Origin of the sequence: Xanthomonas albilineans, from assembly GCF_002939705.1 — a bacterium.
Classification (GTDB): domain Bacteria; phylum Pseudomonadota; class Gammaproteobacteria; order Xanthomonadales; family Xanthomonadaceae; genus Xanthomonas_A; species Xanthomonas_A albilineans.
In genome coordinates this window covers 12,865-28,298 of sequence record NZ_MDCB01000019.1, presented here as the reverse complement: position 1 = coordinate 28,298, position 15,434 = coordinate 12,865, and the positions used below count along the sequence as shown (strand labels likewise).

The window sequence follows — 15,434 nt, the reverse complement described above, 5'->3', positions numbered from 1 at the left end:
TTTCTTCCCATGCGTAACTCTCCACGTCGTGTGTTGTTGGCCAGTCTGGTCGGCACCACCATCGAGTTCTTCGACTTTTACATCTATGCCACCGCTGCCGTGCTGGTGTTTCCAGCGCTATTTTTCCGCGATGGCGATCACGATGCAGCGCGATTGCAATCGTTGGCGACCTTTGCGGTGGCGTTCGTCGCGCGTCCACTGGGGTCGGCGCTATTCGGTCATTTTGGCGACCGGATTGGACGCAAGGCAACCTTGGTGGCGGCGCTGTTGACCATGGGATTGTCGACGGTGCTGATCGGTCTGTTGCCCAGCCAGGCCCATATCGGAGTGTGGGCGCCAGCGTTGCTGGTACTGTGCCGGTTCGGTCAGGGGCTGGGGCTGGGCGGCGAGTGGGGTGGGGCCGTGTTGCTGGCCACGGAGAACGCGCCGCCGGGCAAACGTGCCTGGTATGGCATGTTTCCGCAGTTGGGCGCGCCGCTGGGTTTCATGTTGTGCTCGGGTATTTTTCTGCTGCTGGGTGCGCTGCTGGACGAGACGCAATTCATGCGCTGGGGCTGGCGGATCCCGTTTCTGGCCAGCGGGCTGTTGGTCGTTATCGGGCTGTGGGTACGTCTGCGCATCCATGAGACACCGGATTTCCAGCGGACGCTGGATCGTAACGAACGGGTGCGCTTGCCCATGCTGACCGTGCTGTCGCAGCATGTCGTGGCGATGCTCATGGGCATGCTGGCGTTGCTGGCGACCTTCGTCCTGTTCTACCTGATGACGGTGTTCGCGCTTGGCTATGGCACCACGACGTTACATTACAGTCGTGAACAATTCCTGTTGTTGCAGATGTTCGGCATCGTGTGTTTCGCCGTCGCCATCCCGCTGTCGGCGTGGTTTGGCGAACGCCGCGGAACGCGCTTGGCGATGATCGTGGCCAGTGTCGCCATCGTGCTGTTCGGTCTGCTGTTCGCGCCGTTGTTCCATGGCGGCCAGCCCTGGCAAGTGCTTGGATTTCTGTCGCTGGGATTTTTTTGCATCGGCCTGAGTTACGGTCCATGCGGTACCTTGCTGGCCGAACTGTATCCGCCTCCGGTGCGCTATACCGGCGCGTCGCTGTCGTTCAACCTGGCCGGTATTCTTGGTGCCGCGCCCGCGCCGTATGCGGCGTCATGGTTGGCCTCGCACTACGGCCTGCCGTGGGTAGGCTATTACATCAGTGCTGCTGCACTGCTGACCTTGTTGACATTGCTGGCGATGCCTCTGCTCCGCCGTTGAATGCTTGTCCGTGCGGGGCGTGTTCGACTCGGTTGCGGCCAGCGGCTTTGGCCAGATAGAGGTACTTGTCCGCTTCGATCAGAAACGGATGCAGAGCCTGATTTTGAATCTGGCTGCTGCAGACGCCGATGCTGATGGTAAGGCGTAGCGTTTTTTCGCCGACGTTCACCTGGAGTTCGGCGATGCGCGCGCGTAGTTTTTCGAAGTAATCGGTGGTGGCCGCCTCATCGAGACCGGGCACCAGCATGCAGAATTCTTCACCGCCAAAACGTGCGATCAGGTCTTGCGGCCGTGCGTACGCGGTCAGCACCGAGGCGACCGCACGCAGCGCTTCATCGCCGGCGTCGTGGCCCAGGGTGTCGTTGACGTGCTTGAAGTGATCCAGATCGAGCATTGCCACGCTGACCGATTGCTGGTCGGTAAGACATTGCGGCAACACGCGTTGGCTTTGCTCCAGAAAATGCCGGCGATTGGGCAGGCCGGTGAGGAAATCGCGGGTCGCCAGATCCTGCAGGGTGCCGATCAGTTCCAGTTGGTCCACGTTCTGCGAGACCCGGCAGAAGAACTCTTCGCGCGAAAACGGTTTGCGCAGGAAGTCGTTGGCGCCGTTTTTGAGGAAGCGCGGAACCAATGATGCGTCGCTGGTGCCGGAGAGACCAATGACCGCCAGCTTGTCGCGCGCGCGCAGGGCGCGCAGCCGGCGGGTGAATTCCACGCCCTCCATCCCTGGCATTTCCTGGTCCACCACCGCCAGGCGGATTGAAGGATTGGCTTCCACCGCCTTCAGCCCGGCGGCACCGTCGGCCGCTTCTACGACCTGGTAGCCATACATGGCCAGCAGGGACGCCGCATAAGCCCGTGCCGACGCCGAATCGTCCACCACTAGCGCGGCGATGCGGCGATTGCGCACCAGTCGCTGCACCAACCAGGCCAGATAGTCGATGGTGCTTGGTGCGTTCTTCAGTACAAAATCGATGATCTGCTGGGTCAGGATGCGTTTGCGCAGCCCTTCGTCGTACACGCCGCTGACCACGACGGTTGGCACGCCGCGGGCGACGAAGAAGTCCACCACGCTGTCGTGGTTGCCGTCTGCGAGCACCAGCCCGGTGAGCACCAGAAACCAGGGGCCGCCATCGTCCAGCGCGCTACCCGCCTCGGCCAGCGTAGACACGACAGTAACCTGCACCTCAACGCGTTGCTCGATCGCCGCGCGTAGCAGGTCGGTGAAGGAACGCGAATTCTCTACCAGCAAGATGCGCTGCTTCTCTGAACCGCTAACGCGATCGTTTATGATGGTAGAGGCCGACAACATGTGCGGCATGTAAGCCTCGCAGAGTGACGTTTTCTGTGTGGAACCGATTTAACGGCCGTATCCGCGACAACTTTAGAGCGTGTGATTCGCTTCGATAGTCAGGTACATCTGGCGTCAGTGTTGCGAATGATGCGCTGGCGCCAAGGCAAAACGCCGGGCCCCAACGCCATGCTTTTGACGGCTAATCGGGCTGGGATACACGTTGGCTGCTTGTCCGGGCCCCAGCGGCAGAACAGACCTCGCCTCGACCTGCTCTATCGGCTTCGCATTCACTTCACATCAGATCGCATGTTCTGGGCCGATATAGGTGAGTCCGCACAGCTGGGTCTCACCACAGCGCGTCGCGTAGTTTGTACCAAGACATCGCCGCCGCCAGCAGCGGGGTACGCAACAGGCGTCCGCCCGGAAAAGGGCGGTGCGGGATCCGGGCGAACACATCCAGGCGCTGCGACTGCCCGGCGATCGCCAGGGCGATGACCTCCCCGGCTAGACCGGTCGCGGCTACGCCATGGCCGCAGAAGCCCTGAGCGAAGTAGATGTTCGGGGTCAGGCGGCCCCAATGGGGCGCGCGGTTGCGTGTGATGTCGACGTAGCCTCCCCAGACGTAATCCAGTTGCACCTTGTTCAGTTGCGGGAACACCTTGCGCATGCGTTGGGTCATGAACCCGCGCAGGCCTGGTGGCGGTAGCGCCGAATAGCTTGCGCCGCCACCGAACAGCAGGCGGTGGTCGCGGCTGAGACGAAAGTAGTCCAATGCCAGGTTCACGTCGGCCACGGCCATGTCATTGCCGATCAGCTCGTGCGCCAGTTCCGCGCCGAGCGGCGCGCTGGCACCGATGTAAGTGCCTACGGGCATGATGCGCGTTTCCAGTTCCGGGGCGATGCCTTGCAACCAGGCATTGCCGGCGAGGATGGCGAAATCGCCTTGGACCTCGCCGTGCGCGCTACGCAAGATCGGCCGCTCGCCGCGGATCAGTGTAGTCACCGGGCTCTGCTCGTAGATGCGCACGCCGGCGGTCAGTGCCGCGCGCGCCAGGCCACGGGCATATTCCAGTGGGTGCAGGTGGCCACTGGCCTGGTCGTACATCGCTCCGCAATAGCGCGGACTGCGTAGCTGCGCCTGCAGTTGTTGCCGGTCCCACCATTGCAGTGGGTAATCGTAACGTTGCGCCATCGCGACGATGCTGGCGCGCAGCGCACGCTCGTGGCGCGACGTGATTGCCACGTGAGCATGGCCGTCGCGCCAATCGCAGGCGATGGCATGGCGTCGGATCCGCTCGCGCAGCAGGCGCATGCCATCGCGGGAGAAATCGAACAGCAGGCGCGCATCGTTCTGGCCGAGCAGTGCTTCCAGCGTGTGTTGCTCGCAGCCGTAGCCGACGATGGCCTGGCCGCCATTGCGCCCGGACGCGCCCCAGCCCACCCGCTGTGCTTCCACGACTGCGACCTGATACCCGGCCTCGGCCAGCGTCAGCGCTGCATTTAGACCGGTGTAGCCTGCGCCGAGAATGCACACGTCCGCCCGTATCTGCCCGCGCAGGGTGGGCTGCTCAGGCAGGGGCGTCGCGCTGTCGAGGTACCAGGAGCCGGGACCTGGGGACGGCTCGGCACCCGTGTCCCGGTGCAGCGGGGGCAGGGCGGTTCGGGTCATGCGAGCTGACGACGCATAAACGTCATATCGATCGCGTTCCGAAGGGTTGTGGTCTGGTTGCTGCGTGTGGCCGTTCCTGGATCATCCCGGTTCCTCATACTGTTCGCAGGTACCAGCGATAGTCCACGTCGCTTACCTGCGCATGGAAATCCAGCATCTCGCGGTGCTTTTGCTGGCCGTAGATGTGGCGGAACCGCGTACCGAAGCGTTCGGTGACGAAGTCGCTGGCCAGGAAACGTGCGATTGCGCTACGCCAGTGGGGGTGGCGCGGCGCGCTCTGCACGTAGGCATTGCCTTGGGTCGGCGGTCCCGGATCGATGTGGTGCTGCAAGCCGTATTCGATGCCGGCCAGCACGGCGGCGGCGACCAGATAGGGGTTGGCGTCGGCACCGGCGATGCGGTGTTCGATACGGATGTTGGCTGGGTCGCTATGCGGTATCCGCATCGCCACGGTGCGATTGTTGAAGCCCCAGCTATCGTTGAGTGGCACGAAGGCATTGGCAACGAACCGGCGATAGCTGTTCGCGTGTGGGGCGAACAGCAGCAAGCAATCCTCGGCGCTGTGTTGCAGCCCGCCGATGGCGTGCCGTAGCGCCGCGGCCGGGGCCTGTGGTGTGCAGGCGAAGACATTGTGGCCTGCAGCATCGAGCAGGCTCACGTGCAGATGCAGACCACTGCCGGATTGCCCTGCCAATGGCTTGGCCATGAAGCTGGCGAGTAGCCCGTGTTGCTGCGCGATCGCCTTGATCGCGCGCTTGAGCAGGACTGCATCGTCGCAGGCCGCCAGCGCGTCGGTGCGATGTGTGAGGTTGATCTCGAATTGGCCGGGGGCGTACTCGGCGACCGCAGTGTCGGCCGGAATACCCTGCGCTTGGCAGGCCTTTGCCACCGCGTCGATGAACTCGCGCTGCTCGTCCAGGTCCTGCATCGAATAGACCTGCGTACTGTCGTTGCGCCGCCCACTGTGCGGTTGCGGCGGTGGCTGCGGGCGTCCGTGCGCGTCTGCGCATGGATCGAACAGGTAGAACTCCAGTTCCACCGCGATCACTGCAGTCAGCCCAAGCGTCTGTAATCGTGTCAGCACTTGCGCCAAGACCTGGCGCGGGGCGAAATCGAGTGCGTTGCCCGCGTCCTGCATTGCCAGCAGCAGTTGCGCCGAGGGCACTGGCGCCCATGGTACCGGCCGCAAAGTACCGGGTATCGGAAAGCACAATCGGTCCTCGTCGCCGATGGCGTAGCCAAGGCCGGTTTCTTCCACCGTGTTCCCCGTGATATCGGTGGCGATCAGCGACATCGGCAGGCACACCCCGTTGCGGTAGACCTTTTCCAGCGCGTCGCGGGTAATACGCTTGCCGCGTAGCAGGCCATTGCAGTCCGGGAGCAGCAGATCGATCTGCGCGCAGTCGTTGATGCGTTGCAGGGTATGGGCATCGTCCGGGGGCAGCAGCGGAGTGTCGTGCATGCAGGTTATCGCGGCGGACTGTGGTAACCCGGTAAGCCTAACAGAGCGCCGTGGCGTCAAGAATGCGTGGCGGTCGATCCGAGTGCATGTGCTGCCATGGCTGCCATGGGTCACATTATTGATTTCCCGGCCTTGCGTGAGGCGCGCGGAAGTCGCACGCGCCTGTTGTATTGTGTTGTAAAAATATAACGTGCACTGTAACTTGCAGCGACGCCACACGAGTTTTTCGCATGGCTGTATCGCCTCTGGTCGGTTTGCCGACCGACTGCAAGCTTATTGGCCAGCAATCGTTTATGGCCGCCGGGGAAAAATACGCTCGCGCCGCCATTGACGGTGCGGGTGTGACCCCATTACTGCTGCCTTTGCTACAGCCGCCGATCGATGCACGTGCGTGGCTGTCGCGGCTCGACGGGCTGTTGCTGACTGGCGCAGTCAGTAACATCGAGCCACATCATTACAGCGACGAGCCTAGCTGGCCTGGCAATCCGCATGACCCGGTACGGGATGCGAACATGCTGGATCTTATCCCGCAGGCGATCTCCATGGGGCTGCCAATTTTGGCCATCTGCCGTGGTTTTCAGGAAGTCAACGTGGCGCTGGGAGGTACCTTGCACCAGAAAGTGCATGCGCAGCCCGGGCTGTTGGATCACCGCGAGAACCCGCAGTTGCCGCTGGAGACGCAGTTCGCGTCGGCGCATGAGGTGACCTTCAGCGAAGGGGGCTGGCTTGAGGAGATCGCCGGTGGTGCGCGGGCGCGTGTCAACTCCCTGCATGGCCAGGGCGTGGCTCGGCTCGGCGGCGATCTGATTGTCGAGGCGCTGGCGCCAGATGGCCTGATCGAAGCGTTTCGCGGTGTAGGCCCCGGATTCCTGTTGGGTGTGCAGTGGCACCCGGAATGGCGTGTCCTTGACGATGCGTTCTATCTCGGCATCTTCCAATTTTTCGGCGACGCGTGTCGCCACTATGCGGCCACCCGCAGTAAGGACTGATCCAATGACTAGCCGATCGCGCGCGCGCAAGCACACCTCCGAACAGCAGGAAAGCTCGCTGCGGCGCTGGCTAAAGGAGCGCCACATCACCGAGGTCGAATGCCTGGTGCCGGACATCACCGGCAATGCGCGCGGCAAGATCATTCCTGCCGCCAAATTTTCGCACGATTACGGTACGCGGTTGCCCGAAGGCATTTTCGCCACCACTGTCACCGGCGATTATCCTGACGATTACGACGAACTGATCTCGCCCTCGGATTCGGACATGCAGTTGCGTCCGGATCCGGACACGGTACGCATGGTGCCGTGGGCGACCGATCCCACCGCACAGGTCATCCATGACTGCTACACCAAGGATGGACTGCCGCACGATCTAGCACCGCGCAACGTGCTGCGCGGCGTGCTCGCGGCATATGCGTCGATCGGCTGCAAGCCGGTGGTGGCGCCGGAGTTGGAATTCTTCCTGGTACAGAAGAACACCGACCCGGATTTCCCGCTGTTGCCGCCGGCGGGTCGCTCCGGTCGTCCGGAAACAGCGCGGCAGTCGTACTCGATCGATGCGGTCAACGAGTTCGACCCGATCCTGGATCTGATGTACGACTACTGCGATGCGATGGAACTGGACGTGGACACCTTGATCCATGAATCCGGTGCGGCGCAGTTGGAAGTCAACTTCACCCACGACGATGCGTTGTCGCGGGCGGACCAGGTGTTCCTGTTCAAGCGCACCATGCGCGAGGCTGCATTGCGCCATGGCGTCTACGCCACGTTCCTGGCCAAGCCGATGGAGAACGAGCCGGGCAGTGCGATGCACATCCTCCAGAGCCTGTTGGACAAACACGGCAAGAACGTCTTCAGTGGCCGTCGTACCGGCGAGTACAGTCGTACCTTTGCGCATTATCTGGCAGGCCTGCAGAAGTACGTGCCGATGGCGATGGCGTTCTTGGCACCCAATGTCAATTCCTACCGTCGTCTGATGTTCGGCGAGGTATCGCCCAGCAATGTACTGTGGGGATTCGATAACCGCACCTGTGGCCTGCGTGTGCCGATTGACACTGTCGAAAACATGCGTGTGGAAAGTCGTTTCGCCGGTTCCGATGCCAATCCATACCTGGCGATGGCGGCGACACTGGCCTGCGGGTTGTTGGGTATACGCGAGCAGTTGGAGCCGACCGCACCGACTACCGGCAGTGGACAGGCAACCGGTTACCAACTGCCACGCTCGCTCGGCGAGGCGTTGGATGGCTTGGAGCATTGTGAACCGCTGCGGGAATTATTGGGGCCAAGGTTCGTGCGGGCGTACATTTCGGTCAAGCGTAAAGAATACGAGACGTTTTTCCGGGTAATCAGTTCCTGGGAGCGGGAGTTTTTGTTGTTGAACGTGTGAGTCGCGCAGTGTGGCTCGCATCGGCTAGCGCATGATGGGTGGTCGTCTTCATCGATAAATCGATCATGAGCGCGATTGGTGTGTACATTCCTCGGCGCAGTGACTTGACGCAGGTCGAACGCATCTGCCGCTATTGCCACGCAGGGCGCCGCGCAGGTGCTGGGCAAATAGCCTGAGTCTGGCTAGTCTTGGTGCGCTGGGATGCCGTCCGTCTGGTGTGTGTCGCGTCCGGCCTGATGCTTCACGATTTTTCCATGGACCCGAGGAGACATGTCATGACCCTGCGGCGGCGCATTCTTTGCGTGCTTTCCTTTTCGGTGACGTTGCTGGCCTCTTGCGAGGGATTCGGCGGTAGCGAGGGTCGCGAGCCGGGCGCGGACGCAGCAAAGGTGCTGAATGTTTACAACTACTCGGACTACATCGCTGAGAGCACCATTCCCGATTTTGAAAAAAAGACCGGCATCCAGGTCACCTATGATGTGTTCGACAGTGACGAGATGGTGGAAGCCAAACTGTTGGCTGGCGGCAGCGGCTACGATGTGGTGGTGCCGACGTTGAATTTCTTCGGCCGGCAAATCCAGGCCGGCCTGTTCCTGCCGCTTGACAAGCGCAAGATCCCCAATCTTGCCAACCTCGACCCACAGATCATGCAGCGCATCGCGCAGCAGGACCCGGGCAACACCTATGGCGTGCCATACATGATCGGTACCACCGGCATCGGTTACAACGTCGACAAGGTCAAGGCGGCCTTCGGCAGCACCGACGTCGCCAATAGTTGGGATCTGGTATTCAAGCCGGGTAACCTAGCCAGGCTCAAAGACTGCGGCGTGACCTTGTTGGACACGCCCGCGGACTTGATCCCGATTGCGCTGCATTATCTGGGTGAGGATCCGCATACCACCGATGCGGCCAAGATCGAGCAGGCCGCCGCGTTGCTCAAACGCATCCGCCCGTACGTGCAGAACTTCCACTCCTCACAGTATGTGACCTCCCTGGCTAACGGTAGTACCTGCCTGGTGGTGGGGTGGTCCGGTGACATCATCCAGGCGCGTGATCGCGCCGAGGAAGCCAAGAACGGTGTGCACCTGGCCTATTCGATTCCGAAGGAGGGCGCACCGCAGTGGTTCGACATGTTAGCCATCCCCAAGGACGCCAAACATCCGCAGAACGCTTATGCCTTCATCAATGACCTGCTGACACCGGAAGTGGCTGCGGCCAATACCAATGTCATCCATTACGCCAATCCGGTACCGAAGGCGACACCACTGGTGAACCCGGCGATCCGTAATGATCCGACTATCTATCCACCGCCGGCGGTGGCAGCGAAGATGTTCACCTATGCGATCAACCCGCCCGAGGTGGACAAGCTGTACACCCGCTTGTGGACGCAGATCAAGACCGGCCGTTGAACCGCGGGCGTCAGCGCCTTCAGTGGTCACGATCGCGAGCCACGCGGGTGCGCGGTAGAAGCTGAGTCATGCGCGCCCCGTACAGTGGCCATCGCGCGCTGCTGCGAGGTCGTTGATCGACGCGCTGGATGTGCGGCACAGGCATCTGTGCTGTAAGGTTATAGTGCACGTGCATGCAGATTTGTTGACGCGCGCCGTAATGTCCGGGGTCAGGTCAGGCTGTGTAGCGGTGATGCCGCTGTCGAAATGAGAGCGCTGCTGCGGTATCGTCGAGATGGCAACCGCGGCTACACTGAGAGCTAGTGTGCTGCGCTCGTCAGCATCATCGGCGACATATCTCGATGGCGTTTTCATGAGCAACAACCGATGGCGTTGAGCGAAGTCAGACCCCAACCCCTGCTGGAGCCGCGCATGCCGCCGACCAAGGGCAGTGGTTATCTGTCCATTGCGGGTGTGTGCAAGGACTTCGATGGTGTCGTTGCGCTGGACGCGATCGATCTGGATATCGGCAAGGGCGAGATCTTCGCCTTGCTCGGCGGTTCCGGCAGCGGCAAGTCCACGTTGCTGCGCTGTCTGGGCGGGTTCGAACAGCCCAGCCGTGGCCGCATCGTGCTCGACGGTCAGCTGCTGGATGGCCTGCCGCCATATCAGCGCCCGCTCAACATGATGTTTCAGTCCTATGCACTGTTTCCGCACATGACGGTGGAGCAGAACATCGCATTCGGCCTGAAGCTCGATGGCCTGTCACGTACCGCCATCGTTGCCCGCGTCGGCGAGATGCTGGAACTGGTGCGGCTGCAGACCTTGGGCAAGCGTAAGCCGCACCAGCTCTCCGGTGGGCAGCAGCAGCGCGTGGCGCTGGCACGCGCGTTGGCCAAGCGGCCAAAGCTGTTGCTGCTGGACGAACCGATGGCGGCGCTGGACAAGCAACTGCGCGCACAGATGCAATTGGAGTTGGGCGCGATCATCCAGGCCTCCGCTGTCACCTGCGTGATGGTCACCCATGACCAGGAGGAGGCGATCACCATGGCCACGCGCATTGCGCTGATGGATGCGGGCGTTATCCGCCAGATCGGCACACCGCAAGCAATCTACGAGCAACCGGCCAATCGCTTCGCCGCCGAGTTCATCGGCTCGGTCAACCTGATCGACGCCACCATCGACGCAGACGAACCAGATGGCACGTGCTTGCACAGCACGATGTTCCCCGATCGCATCATCGTCGGTCATGGCCTCCCTGGTTGTGCCGGACAGCCGGTGTTTTTCGCGGTCCGTCCGGAGAAACTGCGCATTGGCAAGCAGGCGCCGGCCCAGACGCATAACAAGGCTCTTGGCACGATCGAGGACATCACTTATTTCGGTAGCCATTCGGTCTACCACGTGCGCTTGCCTGGCGGCTTTACGCTGATGGCCAACGTCACCAACCAGCAGCGTTATGCCAGCCAGAGTCAGAGCCTGAGCCGGGGCGATACGGTTTGGCTGCGGTGGGGCGAGCACGATGGCGTGGTGCTGCGCGCATGAGCATGCCCGTCGCTGCGGGCGTGTCCGCCGCGTTGTCTGCGTCATGGCGGATGCTGCGCACGCGGCTGGGGCGGCGTCTGCCTGATGCGCGCTGGGCGGTGATCGCTGCGCCATACCTGTGGATGTTGCTGTTCCTCGCGATCCCGTTCCTGATCGTGCTGCGTATCTCCTTCGCCGAGCAGGCGATCCGCAGTCCACCGTATAGCCCGTTGCTGGATGACCGCGACGGCGTACGGACCTTGATCCTGACCTTGCAGAATTATCTGGCGTTGTTGCGCGATCATCAGTACATCCAGGCTTACTGGGGCTCGCTCAAGATCGCCGGGATCTCCACCGTCCTCACCCTTTTGATCGGTTATCCGTTGGCCTATGCGATCACCCGCCTGTCGGTGTCGGCGCGCAACATGGCAATGATGCTGGTGGTGCTGCCATCGTGTATCTCGTTCTTGATCCGCGTCTACGCCTGGATCGGCATTCTCGACAGCAACGGCCTGCTCAACCGCATGTTGTTGGGACTAGGGCTGATCGATGCGCCGTTGCACATCTTGTACACGCCGCTCGCCGCCTACATCGGCATCGTGTATTGCTATCTGCCGTTCATGGTGCTGCCGCTGTACGCGACCCTGGTCAAGCGCGACCAGCGTCTGCTCGAGGCCGCCTACGACCTGGGGGCGCCGCCGTGGAAGGCGTTCCTCGCCGTCACCCTGCCGATGTCGCGGCCGGGCATCATCGCTGGCTGCATGTTGGTGATGATTCCGGCGGTGGGCGAATTCGTCATTCCGGAAATGCTGGGTGGAGCGGACACGCTGATGATCGGCCGAGTGCTGTGGGGGACGTTTTTCAATAATCGTGATTGGCCCATGGCGTCGGCGCTGGCGATCGCGCTGCTGGCGTTGCTCATGCTGCCGCTCCTGATCTTTCATCGTCAACAGCAGCGCCAGCTCGACGGTGGTCCGGCATGAGGGGCGCATCCCTGCTGCGCAGACGGGCGGGGATTGCGCTGCACTGGGCCGTGCTCGGGGCCGGCTTCGCCTTTTTGTATCTGCCGATCCTGCTGCTGATGGCGTATTCGTTCAATGCCTCCAAGCTGGCGACGGTCTGGGCCGGGTTTTCCACGCGCTGGTATGGCGCGTTGCTGCGTGACCGGCAGATTCTGCGCGCGGCGTGGATCAGCCTCAAGGTCGCGTTATGCACCGCGACCGCGTCGCTGGTGCTCGGTACGCTTGCGGCGCTGGCGCTGACCCGCTTGCGGCGCTTTCCTGGCAAGCGCCTGTTCGCGGCGTTGGTGACCGCACCGCTGGTCATGCCGGAAGTGATGATTGGTCTGTCGATCCTACTGCTGCTGGTGTCGATCGGTGGGGTGATCGGTGTCGCGCCCAAGGGTGTCATTGCGATATGGGTCGCGCACGTCACCTTCACCCTGTCCTTCGTCACGGTGGTGGTGTCTTCGCGTCTGCAGGCATTGGACCACGCGTTGGAGGAGGCGGCGATGGACCTGGGCGCCAATCGGCCTACGGTGTTTTGCCTGATTACCGTGCCGATCATCGCACCGGCGCTGGTGGCGGGCTGGCTGCTGGCGTTCACCCTGTCGCTGGACGACGTGGTGGTTGCCAACTTTCTCGCCGGCCCGGACACGACCACTTTGCCGATGATCGTGTTCTCGTCGGTGCGGATGGGCCTGACGCCCAAGATCAATGCCTTGGCAACGCTGATGGTGCTGCTGGTATCGCTTATCGCCTGCGTCGGCGGTTGGTGGATGGCGCGCAGCGAGAAGCGGTGTCGGCGCGACATGCAACTGCCACTGCGGTAGGCCGGCTAGTGCGTGTGATGATCGCCTGTCTGACGCGCTTGCGTTACGGCCGCGTGTCGCCGCACGCCGCCACATGACCACGACACGCCCGCAACCTGCGTCGCGCTAAGCTTGGCATCATTTTTTCATGAGCCATTGCAATGTTTTACGACACCGTCAATCCCGCCACTGGGCGGGTCGAATACCGCGTCGTGCTGATGGATGCCGCCGCCATCGAACAGCGTCTGGCCGCCGCGGCGCAGACGTTCCCCGCCTGGGCGGCGACCTCGTTGACGCAGCGTGGCACCTTGTTGCGTGCGGTCGGCGCGCAACTGCGCGCGCAGCGCGACTCTTTGCAGCGACTGATGACCGCGGAGATGGGCAAGTTGCGCCAGGAAGCGTTGGCCGAAGTCGACAAGTGCGCGGCGGCTTGCGATTACTATGCCGAACATGCGGCCGACTATCTGCGCGAGCAGCTGATCGCCACCGACGCCCGGCGCAGCTACGTGCGCTACGAGCCGTTGGGTTGCGTGCTGGCAGTGATGCCATGGAATTTCCCGCTCTGGCAGGTATTCCGTTTCCTTGCGCCAGCGCTGATGGCCGGGAATGTGGCCTTGCTCAAGCACGCCGACAACGTACCGCGCTGTGCCGATGCGATCCATGCGCTGTTGCAGGCGGCCGGTGTTCCGAGCGGGGTGTTCGACGTGTTGCACATCGATAACGACCAGGCCGCCGAGGTGGTGCGCGATGCGCGGGTGGTCGCAGTCACGCTCACCGGCAGCGAACGCGCTGGCCGTTCGATCGCCGCCAACGCAGGCGGGCAACTGAAGAAGTGCGTGATGGAGTTGGGCGGCAGCGATGCGTTCGTGGTGTTGGACGATGCCGACGTGGATGCGGCGGTGGCTGCCGCAGTACAGTCGCGTTTCGACAATGCCGGGCAGACCTGTATCGCGGCCAAGCGTTTCGTGGTGGTGCAGGCGGTCGCCGATGCGTTCGTGCGGCGCTTCGTTGCGGCGGCGGGCGCGCGCCGTCTTGGCGATCCGCAGGACCCTGCGACCACGCTCGCGCCGATGGCGCGGCAGGATTTGCGCGATGCGCTACACAACCAAGTACAGGCTAGCATCGCCAAGGGCGCCATGCCGTTGCTCGGTTGCGCGCCGGACCTGGAGACTCATGCTGGTTATCCGGCGTCCATCCTCGATCACGTGGTACCGGGGATGCCAGCCTACGACGAAGAATTGTTCGGCCCAGTCGCCGCGATCCTGCGCGTGGCCGATGAGGCCGAGGCGGTGCGCGTGGCCAACGATACCGTCTTCGGTCTTGGCGGTAGCGTCTGGAGCGCGGACCGCGATCGCGGCGAACGCGTTGCCTGTCAGTTACATTGCGGCGCGGTTTTCGTCAACGCCAGTGTCAAGAGCGATGTGCGCCTGCCGTTCGGCGGTATCAAGCGTTCCGGTTTCGGCCGCGAACTGGCGGCACATGGCATCCATGAGTTCATGAACATCAAGTCGGTCTATGTGGGATGAAACCCCATGGCTGCGGCTCGCTCGGGCAACACCAAATCCGCTCGGACATCAGGGGCGAGAGGCGCCGCATCGGCCGGCGTTTGCGCGCCCGGGCCGCTACAGCCATTTCGCCCGCTTGAAGGCTAAATACAACCCCAGGCACACCGCGCCCACTCCCCCGACCATCAGCGGATAGGCCAGTGGCCAGTTCAGCTCGGGCATATGCTGGAAGTTCATGCCGTACCAACTGGTGATCAGCGTCGGCGCGGCGAGTAGGGCGGCCCATGCGCCGAGACGCTTGACCGTCTCGCCCTGGGCCAAGGTGACCAGCGATAGGTTCACGCTCAAAGCCGTGCCCAGCATCTCGCGCAGGGTGTCGATGGCCTCGTTGGTACGCACCGCGTGGTCGAGCACATCGCGCAGGTAGAGCCGCACTTCGTCGGGGATCAATGGCCCGGGATTGCGCTTGAGATGGGCGAGCACATCCTGCAACGGGGCCACGCCCAGCCGCATCTGGTTGAGTTCGCGCTTGAGTTCGTACAGGCGGATCGCGGTGTCGCGGCGATACGATTCGGCGAAGATGTCGCTTTCCAGGCGTTCCAGACTGTGCCGGAACGCGTCCAGGATCGGTTGGTAGTTGTCCACGATGTAGTCCAGTACCGCGTACAGCGCGTAGGACGGCCCCAACTGTAACAGCGTGGATTCGCGCTCCAGCCGTTCGCGCACCGGCGCATACGGCAGCGAGGCACCGTGGCGCACAGTCAGCAGAAAACGTGCGCCGAGAAAGGCGTGGGTCTCGCCGTAGACGATGCGTTCGTCGATCACCTGTGCCGTGTGCACTGCCAGGAAGAGCGAATTGCCGAACGCCTCGACCTTCGGGCGCTGGTGCGCCTTGCGCGTGTCTTCGATTGCCAGATCGTGTAATTGGAACTCGTCCTGCAATTGCTCCAGCACAGCGTCGTCGGGTTCGTACATGCCGACCCACACGAATCCATCGTCGCCGGCCAGCACGTCGCTGATCTGCGCCAGGGCGATGTCGTGGCGACGACTTTGGCCGTCGTAGTGCACGCAGTTGATGACGCAGGCGGGATTGCTGGGGACCGAAGCCATTAGGTGGGACCGTGCTTGGCGGAATCGTGCGGAAGG

The 15,434-nt window shown here is 62.5% G+C and carries 12 protein-coding genes; 8 read left to right on the top strand and 4 right to left on the bottom strand.

Annotated elements, in window-relative coordinates; genetic code table 11:
• Positions 1–9: 9 nt before the first annotated feature.
• Positions 10–1,263 carry an MFS transporter gene (locus tag XalbCFBP2523_RS14120; RefSeq protein ID WP_230595934.1) on the top strand — a complete coding sequence of 418 codons (1,254 nt, stop codon included), beginning with the start codon at positions 10–12 and terminating at the stop codon, positions 1,261–1,263.
• Here the strand turns inward: XalbCFBP2523_RS14120 and XalbCFBP2523_RS14115 are convergent.
• From XalbCFBP2523_RS14115 to XalbCFBP2523_RS14105, 3 genes are all read right to left on the bottom strand, one after another.
• Positions 1,202–2,575, bottom strand: coding sequence for a diguanylate cyclase (locus XalbCFBP2523_RS14115; protein WP_104629981.1), 1,374 nt, complete (start codon positions 2,573–2,575; stop codon positions 1,202–1,204). The genes XalbCFBP2523_RS14120 and XalbCFBP2523_RS14115 overlap by 62 nt on opposite strands.
• 328 nt (positions 2,576–2,903) lie before the next feature.
• The gene (locus XalbCFBP2523_RS14110) at positions 2,904–4,226 is read right to left on the bottom strand and encodes an NAD(P)/FAD-dependent oxidoreductase (RefSeq protein WP_045760861.1); all 1,323 of its coding nucleotides are present in this window, start codon (positions 4,224–4,226) and stop codon (positions 2,904–2,906) included.
• 94 nt (positions 4,227–4,320) lie between these two features.
• On the bottom strand, positions 4,321–5,688 hold the full coding sequence (locus tag XalbCFBP2523_RS14105; protein ID WP_012916579.1) for a glutamine synthetase family protein: 1,368 nt from the start codon (positions 5,686–5,688) through the stop codon (positions 4,321–4,323).
• A 230-nt stretch (positions 5,689–5,918) separates the two neighbouring features.
• On the opposite strand from XalbCFBP2523_RS14105, the gene XalbCFBP2523_RS14100 reads away from it, so the two are divergent.
• The 7 genes from XalbCFBP2523_RS14100 to XalbCFBP2523_RS14070 all read left to right on the top strand — a co-directional run bounded on the left by XalbCFBP2523_RS14100 (position 5,919) and on the right by XalbCFBP2523_RS14070 (position 14,309).
• The gene (locus tag XalbCFBP2523_RS14100; RefSeq protein WP_012916578.1) at positions 5,919–6,677 is read left to right on the top strand and encodes a gamma-glutamyl-gamma-aminobutyrate hydrolase family protein; all 759 of its coding nucleotides are present in this window, start codon (positions 5,919–5,921) and stop codon (positions 6,675–6,677) included.
• Positions 6,678–6,681: 4 nt separating this feature from the next.
• On the top strand, positions 6,682–8,064 hold the full coding sequence (locus tag XalbCFBP2523_RS14095; RefSeq protein WP_045766009.1) for a glutamine synthetase family protein: 1,383 nt from the start codon (positions 6,682–6,684) through the stop codon (positions 8,062–8,064).
• A 275-nt stretch (positions 8,065–8,339) separates the two neighbouring features.
• A complete protein-coding gene (locus tag XalbCFBP2523_RS14090; protein WP_045766008.1) occupies positions 8,340–9,473 on the top strand; it encodes a polyamine ABC transporter substrate-binding protein in 1,134 nt (377 codons plus the stop codon).
• Between the two features lie 366 nt (positions 9,474–9,839).
• Positions 9,840–10,994, top strand: a complete 1,155-nt coding sequence (locus XalbCFBP2523_RS14085; protein ID WP_045766007.1) for an ABC transporter ATP-binding protein — start codon at positions 9,840–9,842, stop codon at positions 10,992–10,994.
• Positions 10,991–11,956 carry an ABC transporter permease subunit gene (locus XalbCFBP2523_RS14080; RefSeq protein WP_045766006.1) on the top strand — a complete coding sequence of 322 codons (966 nt, stop codon included), beginning with the start codon at positions 10,991–10,993 and terminating at the stop codon, positions 11,954–11,956. The genes XalbCFBP2523_RS14085 and XalbCFBP2523_RS14080 overlap by 4 nt, the downstream gene beginning before the upstream one ends.
• A complete protein-coding gene (locus XalbCFBP2523_RS14075) occupies positions 11,953–12,804 on the top strand; it encodes an ABC transporter permease subunit (protein WP_045766005.1) in 852 nt (283 codons plus the stop codon). Before XalbCFBP2523_RS14080 ends, XalbCFBP2523_RS14075 begins: the two co-directional genes overlap by 4 nt.
• 140 nt (positions 12,805–12,944) lie before the next feature.
• Positions 12,945–14,309, top strand: a complete 1,365-nt coding sequence (locus tag XalbCFBP2523_RS14070; protein ID WP_045766004.1) for an NAD-dependent succinate-semialdehyde dehydrogenase — start codon at positions 12,945–12,947, stop codon at positions 14,307–14,309.
• A gap of 96 nt (positions 14,310–14,405) precedes the next feature.
• Here XalbCFBP2523_RS14070 and XalbCFBP2523_RS14065 read toward each other — a convergent pair whose 3' ends face one another.
• Positions 14,406–15,398 (bottom strand): magnesium and cobalt transport protein CorA, encoded by a 993-nt coding sequence (locus XalbCFBP2523_RS14065; RefSeq protein WP_012916571.1) that lies wholly within the window; start codon positions 15,396–15,398, stop codon positions 14,406–14,408.
• Between the last annotated feature and the right edge of the window lie 36 nt (positions 15,399–15,434).

What these genes read in the sequence shown, in the direction of transcription:
- XalbCFBP2523_RS14085 (WP_045766007.1), top strand. Translation starts at nt 9,840, where the DNA reads ATGGCGTTGAGCGAAGTCAGACCCCAACCCCTGCTGGAGCCGCGCATG.
- XalbCFBP2523_RS14100 (WP_012916578.1), top strand. Translation starts at nt 5,919, where the DNA reads ATGGCTGTATCGCCTCTGGTCGGTTTGCCGACCGACTGCAAGCTTATT.
- XalbCFBP2523_RS14110 (WP_045760861.1), bottom strand. Translation starts at nt 4,226, where the DNA reads ATGACCCGAACCGCCCTGCCCCCGCTGCACCGGGACACGGGTGCCGAG.
- XalbCFBP2523_RS14075 (WP_045766005.1), top strand. Translation starts at nt 11,953, where the DNA reads ATGAGGGGCGCATCCCTGCTGCGCAGACGGGCGGGGATTGCGCTGCAC.
- XalbCFBP2523_RS14105 (WP_012916579.1), bottom strand. Translation starts at nt 5,688, where the DNA reads ATGCACGACACTCCGCTGCTGCCCCCGGACGATGCCCATACCCTGCAA.
- XalbCFBP2523_RS14080 (WP_045766006.1), top strand. Translation starts at nt 10,991, where the DNA reads ATGAGCATGCCCGTCGCTGCGGGCGTGTCCGCCGCGTTGTCTGCGTCA.
- XalbCFBP2523_RS14120 (WP_230595934.1), top strand. Translation starts at nt 10, where the DNA reads ATGCGTAACTCTCCACGTCGTGTGTTGTTGGCCAGTCTGGTCGGCACC.
- XalbCFBP2523_RS14065 (WP_012916571.1), bottom strand. Translation starts at nt 15,398, where the DNA reads ATGGCTTCGGTCCCCAGCAATCCCGCCTGCGTCATCAACTGCGTGCAC.
- XalbCFBP2523_RS14090 (WP_045766008.1), top strand. Translation starts at nt 8,340, where the DNA reads ATGACCCTGCGGCGGCGCATTCTTTGCGTGCTTTCCTTTTCGGTGACG.
- XalbCFBP2523_RS14095 (WP_045766009.1), top strand. Translation starts at nt 6,682, where the DNA reads ATGACTAGCCGATCGCGCGCGCGCAAGCACACCTCCGAACAGCAGGAA.
- XalbCFBP2523_RS14115 (WP_104629981.1), bottom strand. Translation starts at nt 2,575, where the DNA reads ATGTTGTCGGCCTCTACCATCATAAACGATCGCGTTAGCGGTTCAGAG.
- XalbCFBP2523_RS14070 (WP_045766004.1), top strand. Translation starts at nt 12,945, where the DNA reads ATGTTTTACGACACCGTCAATCCCGCCACTGGGCGGGTCGAATACCGC.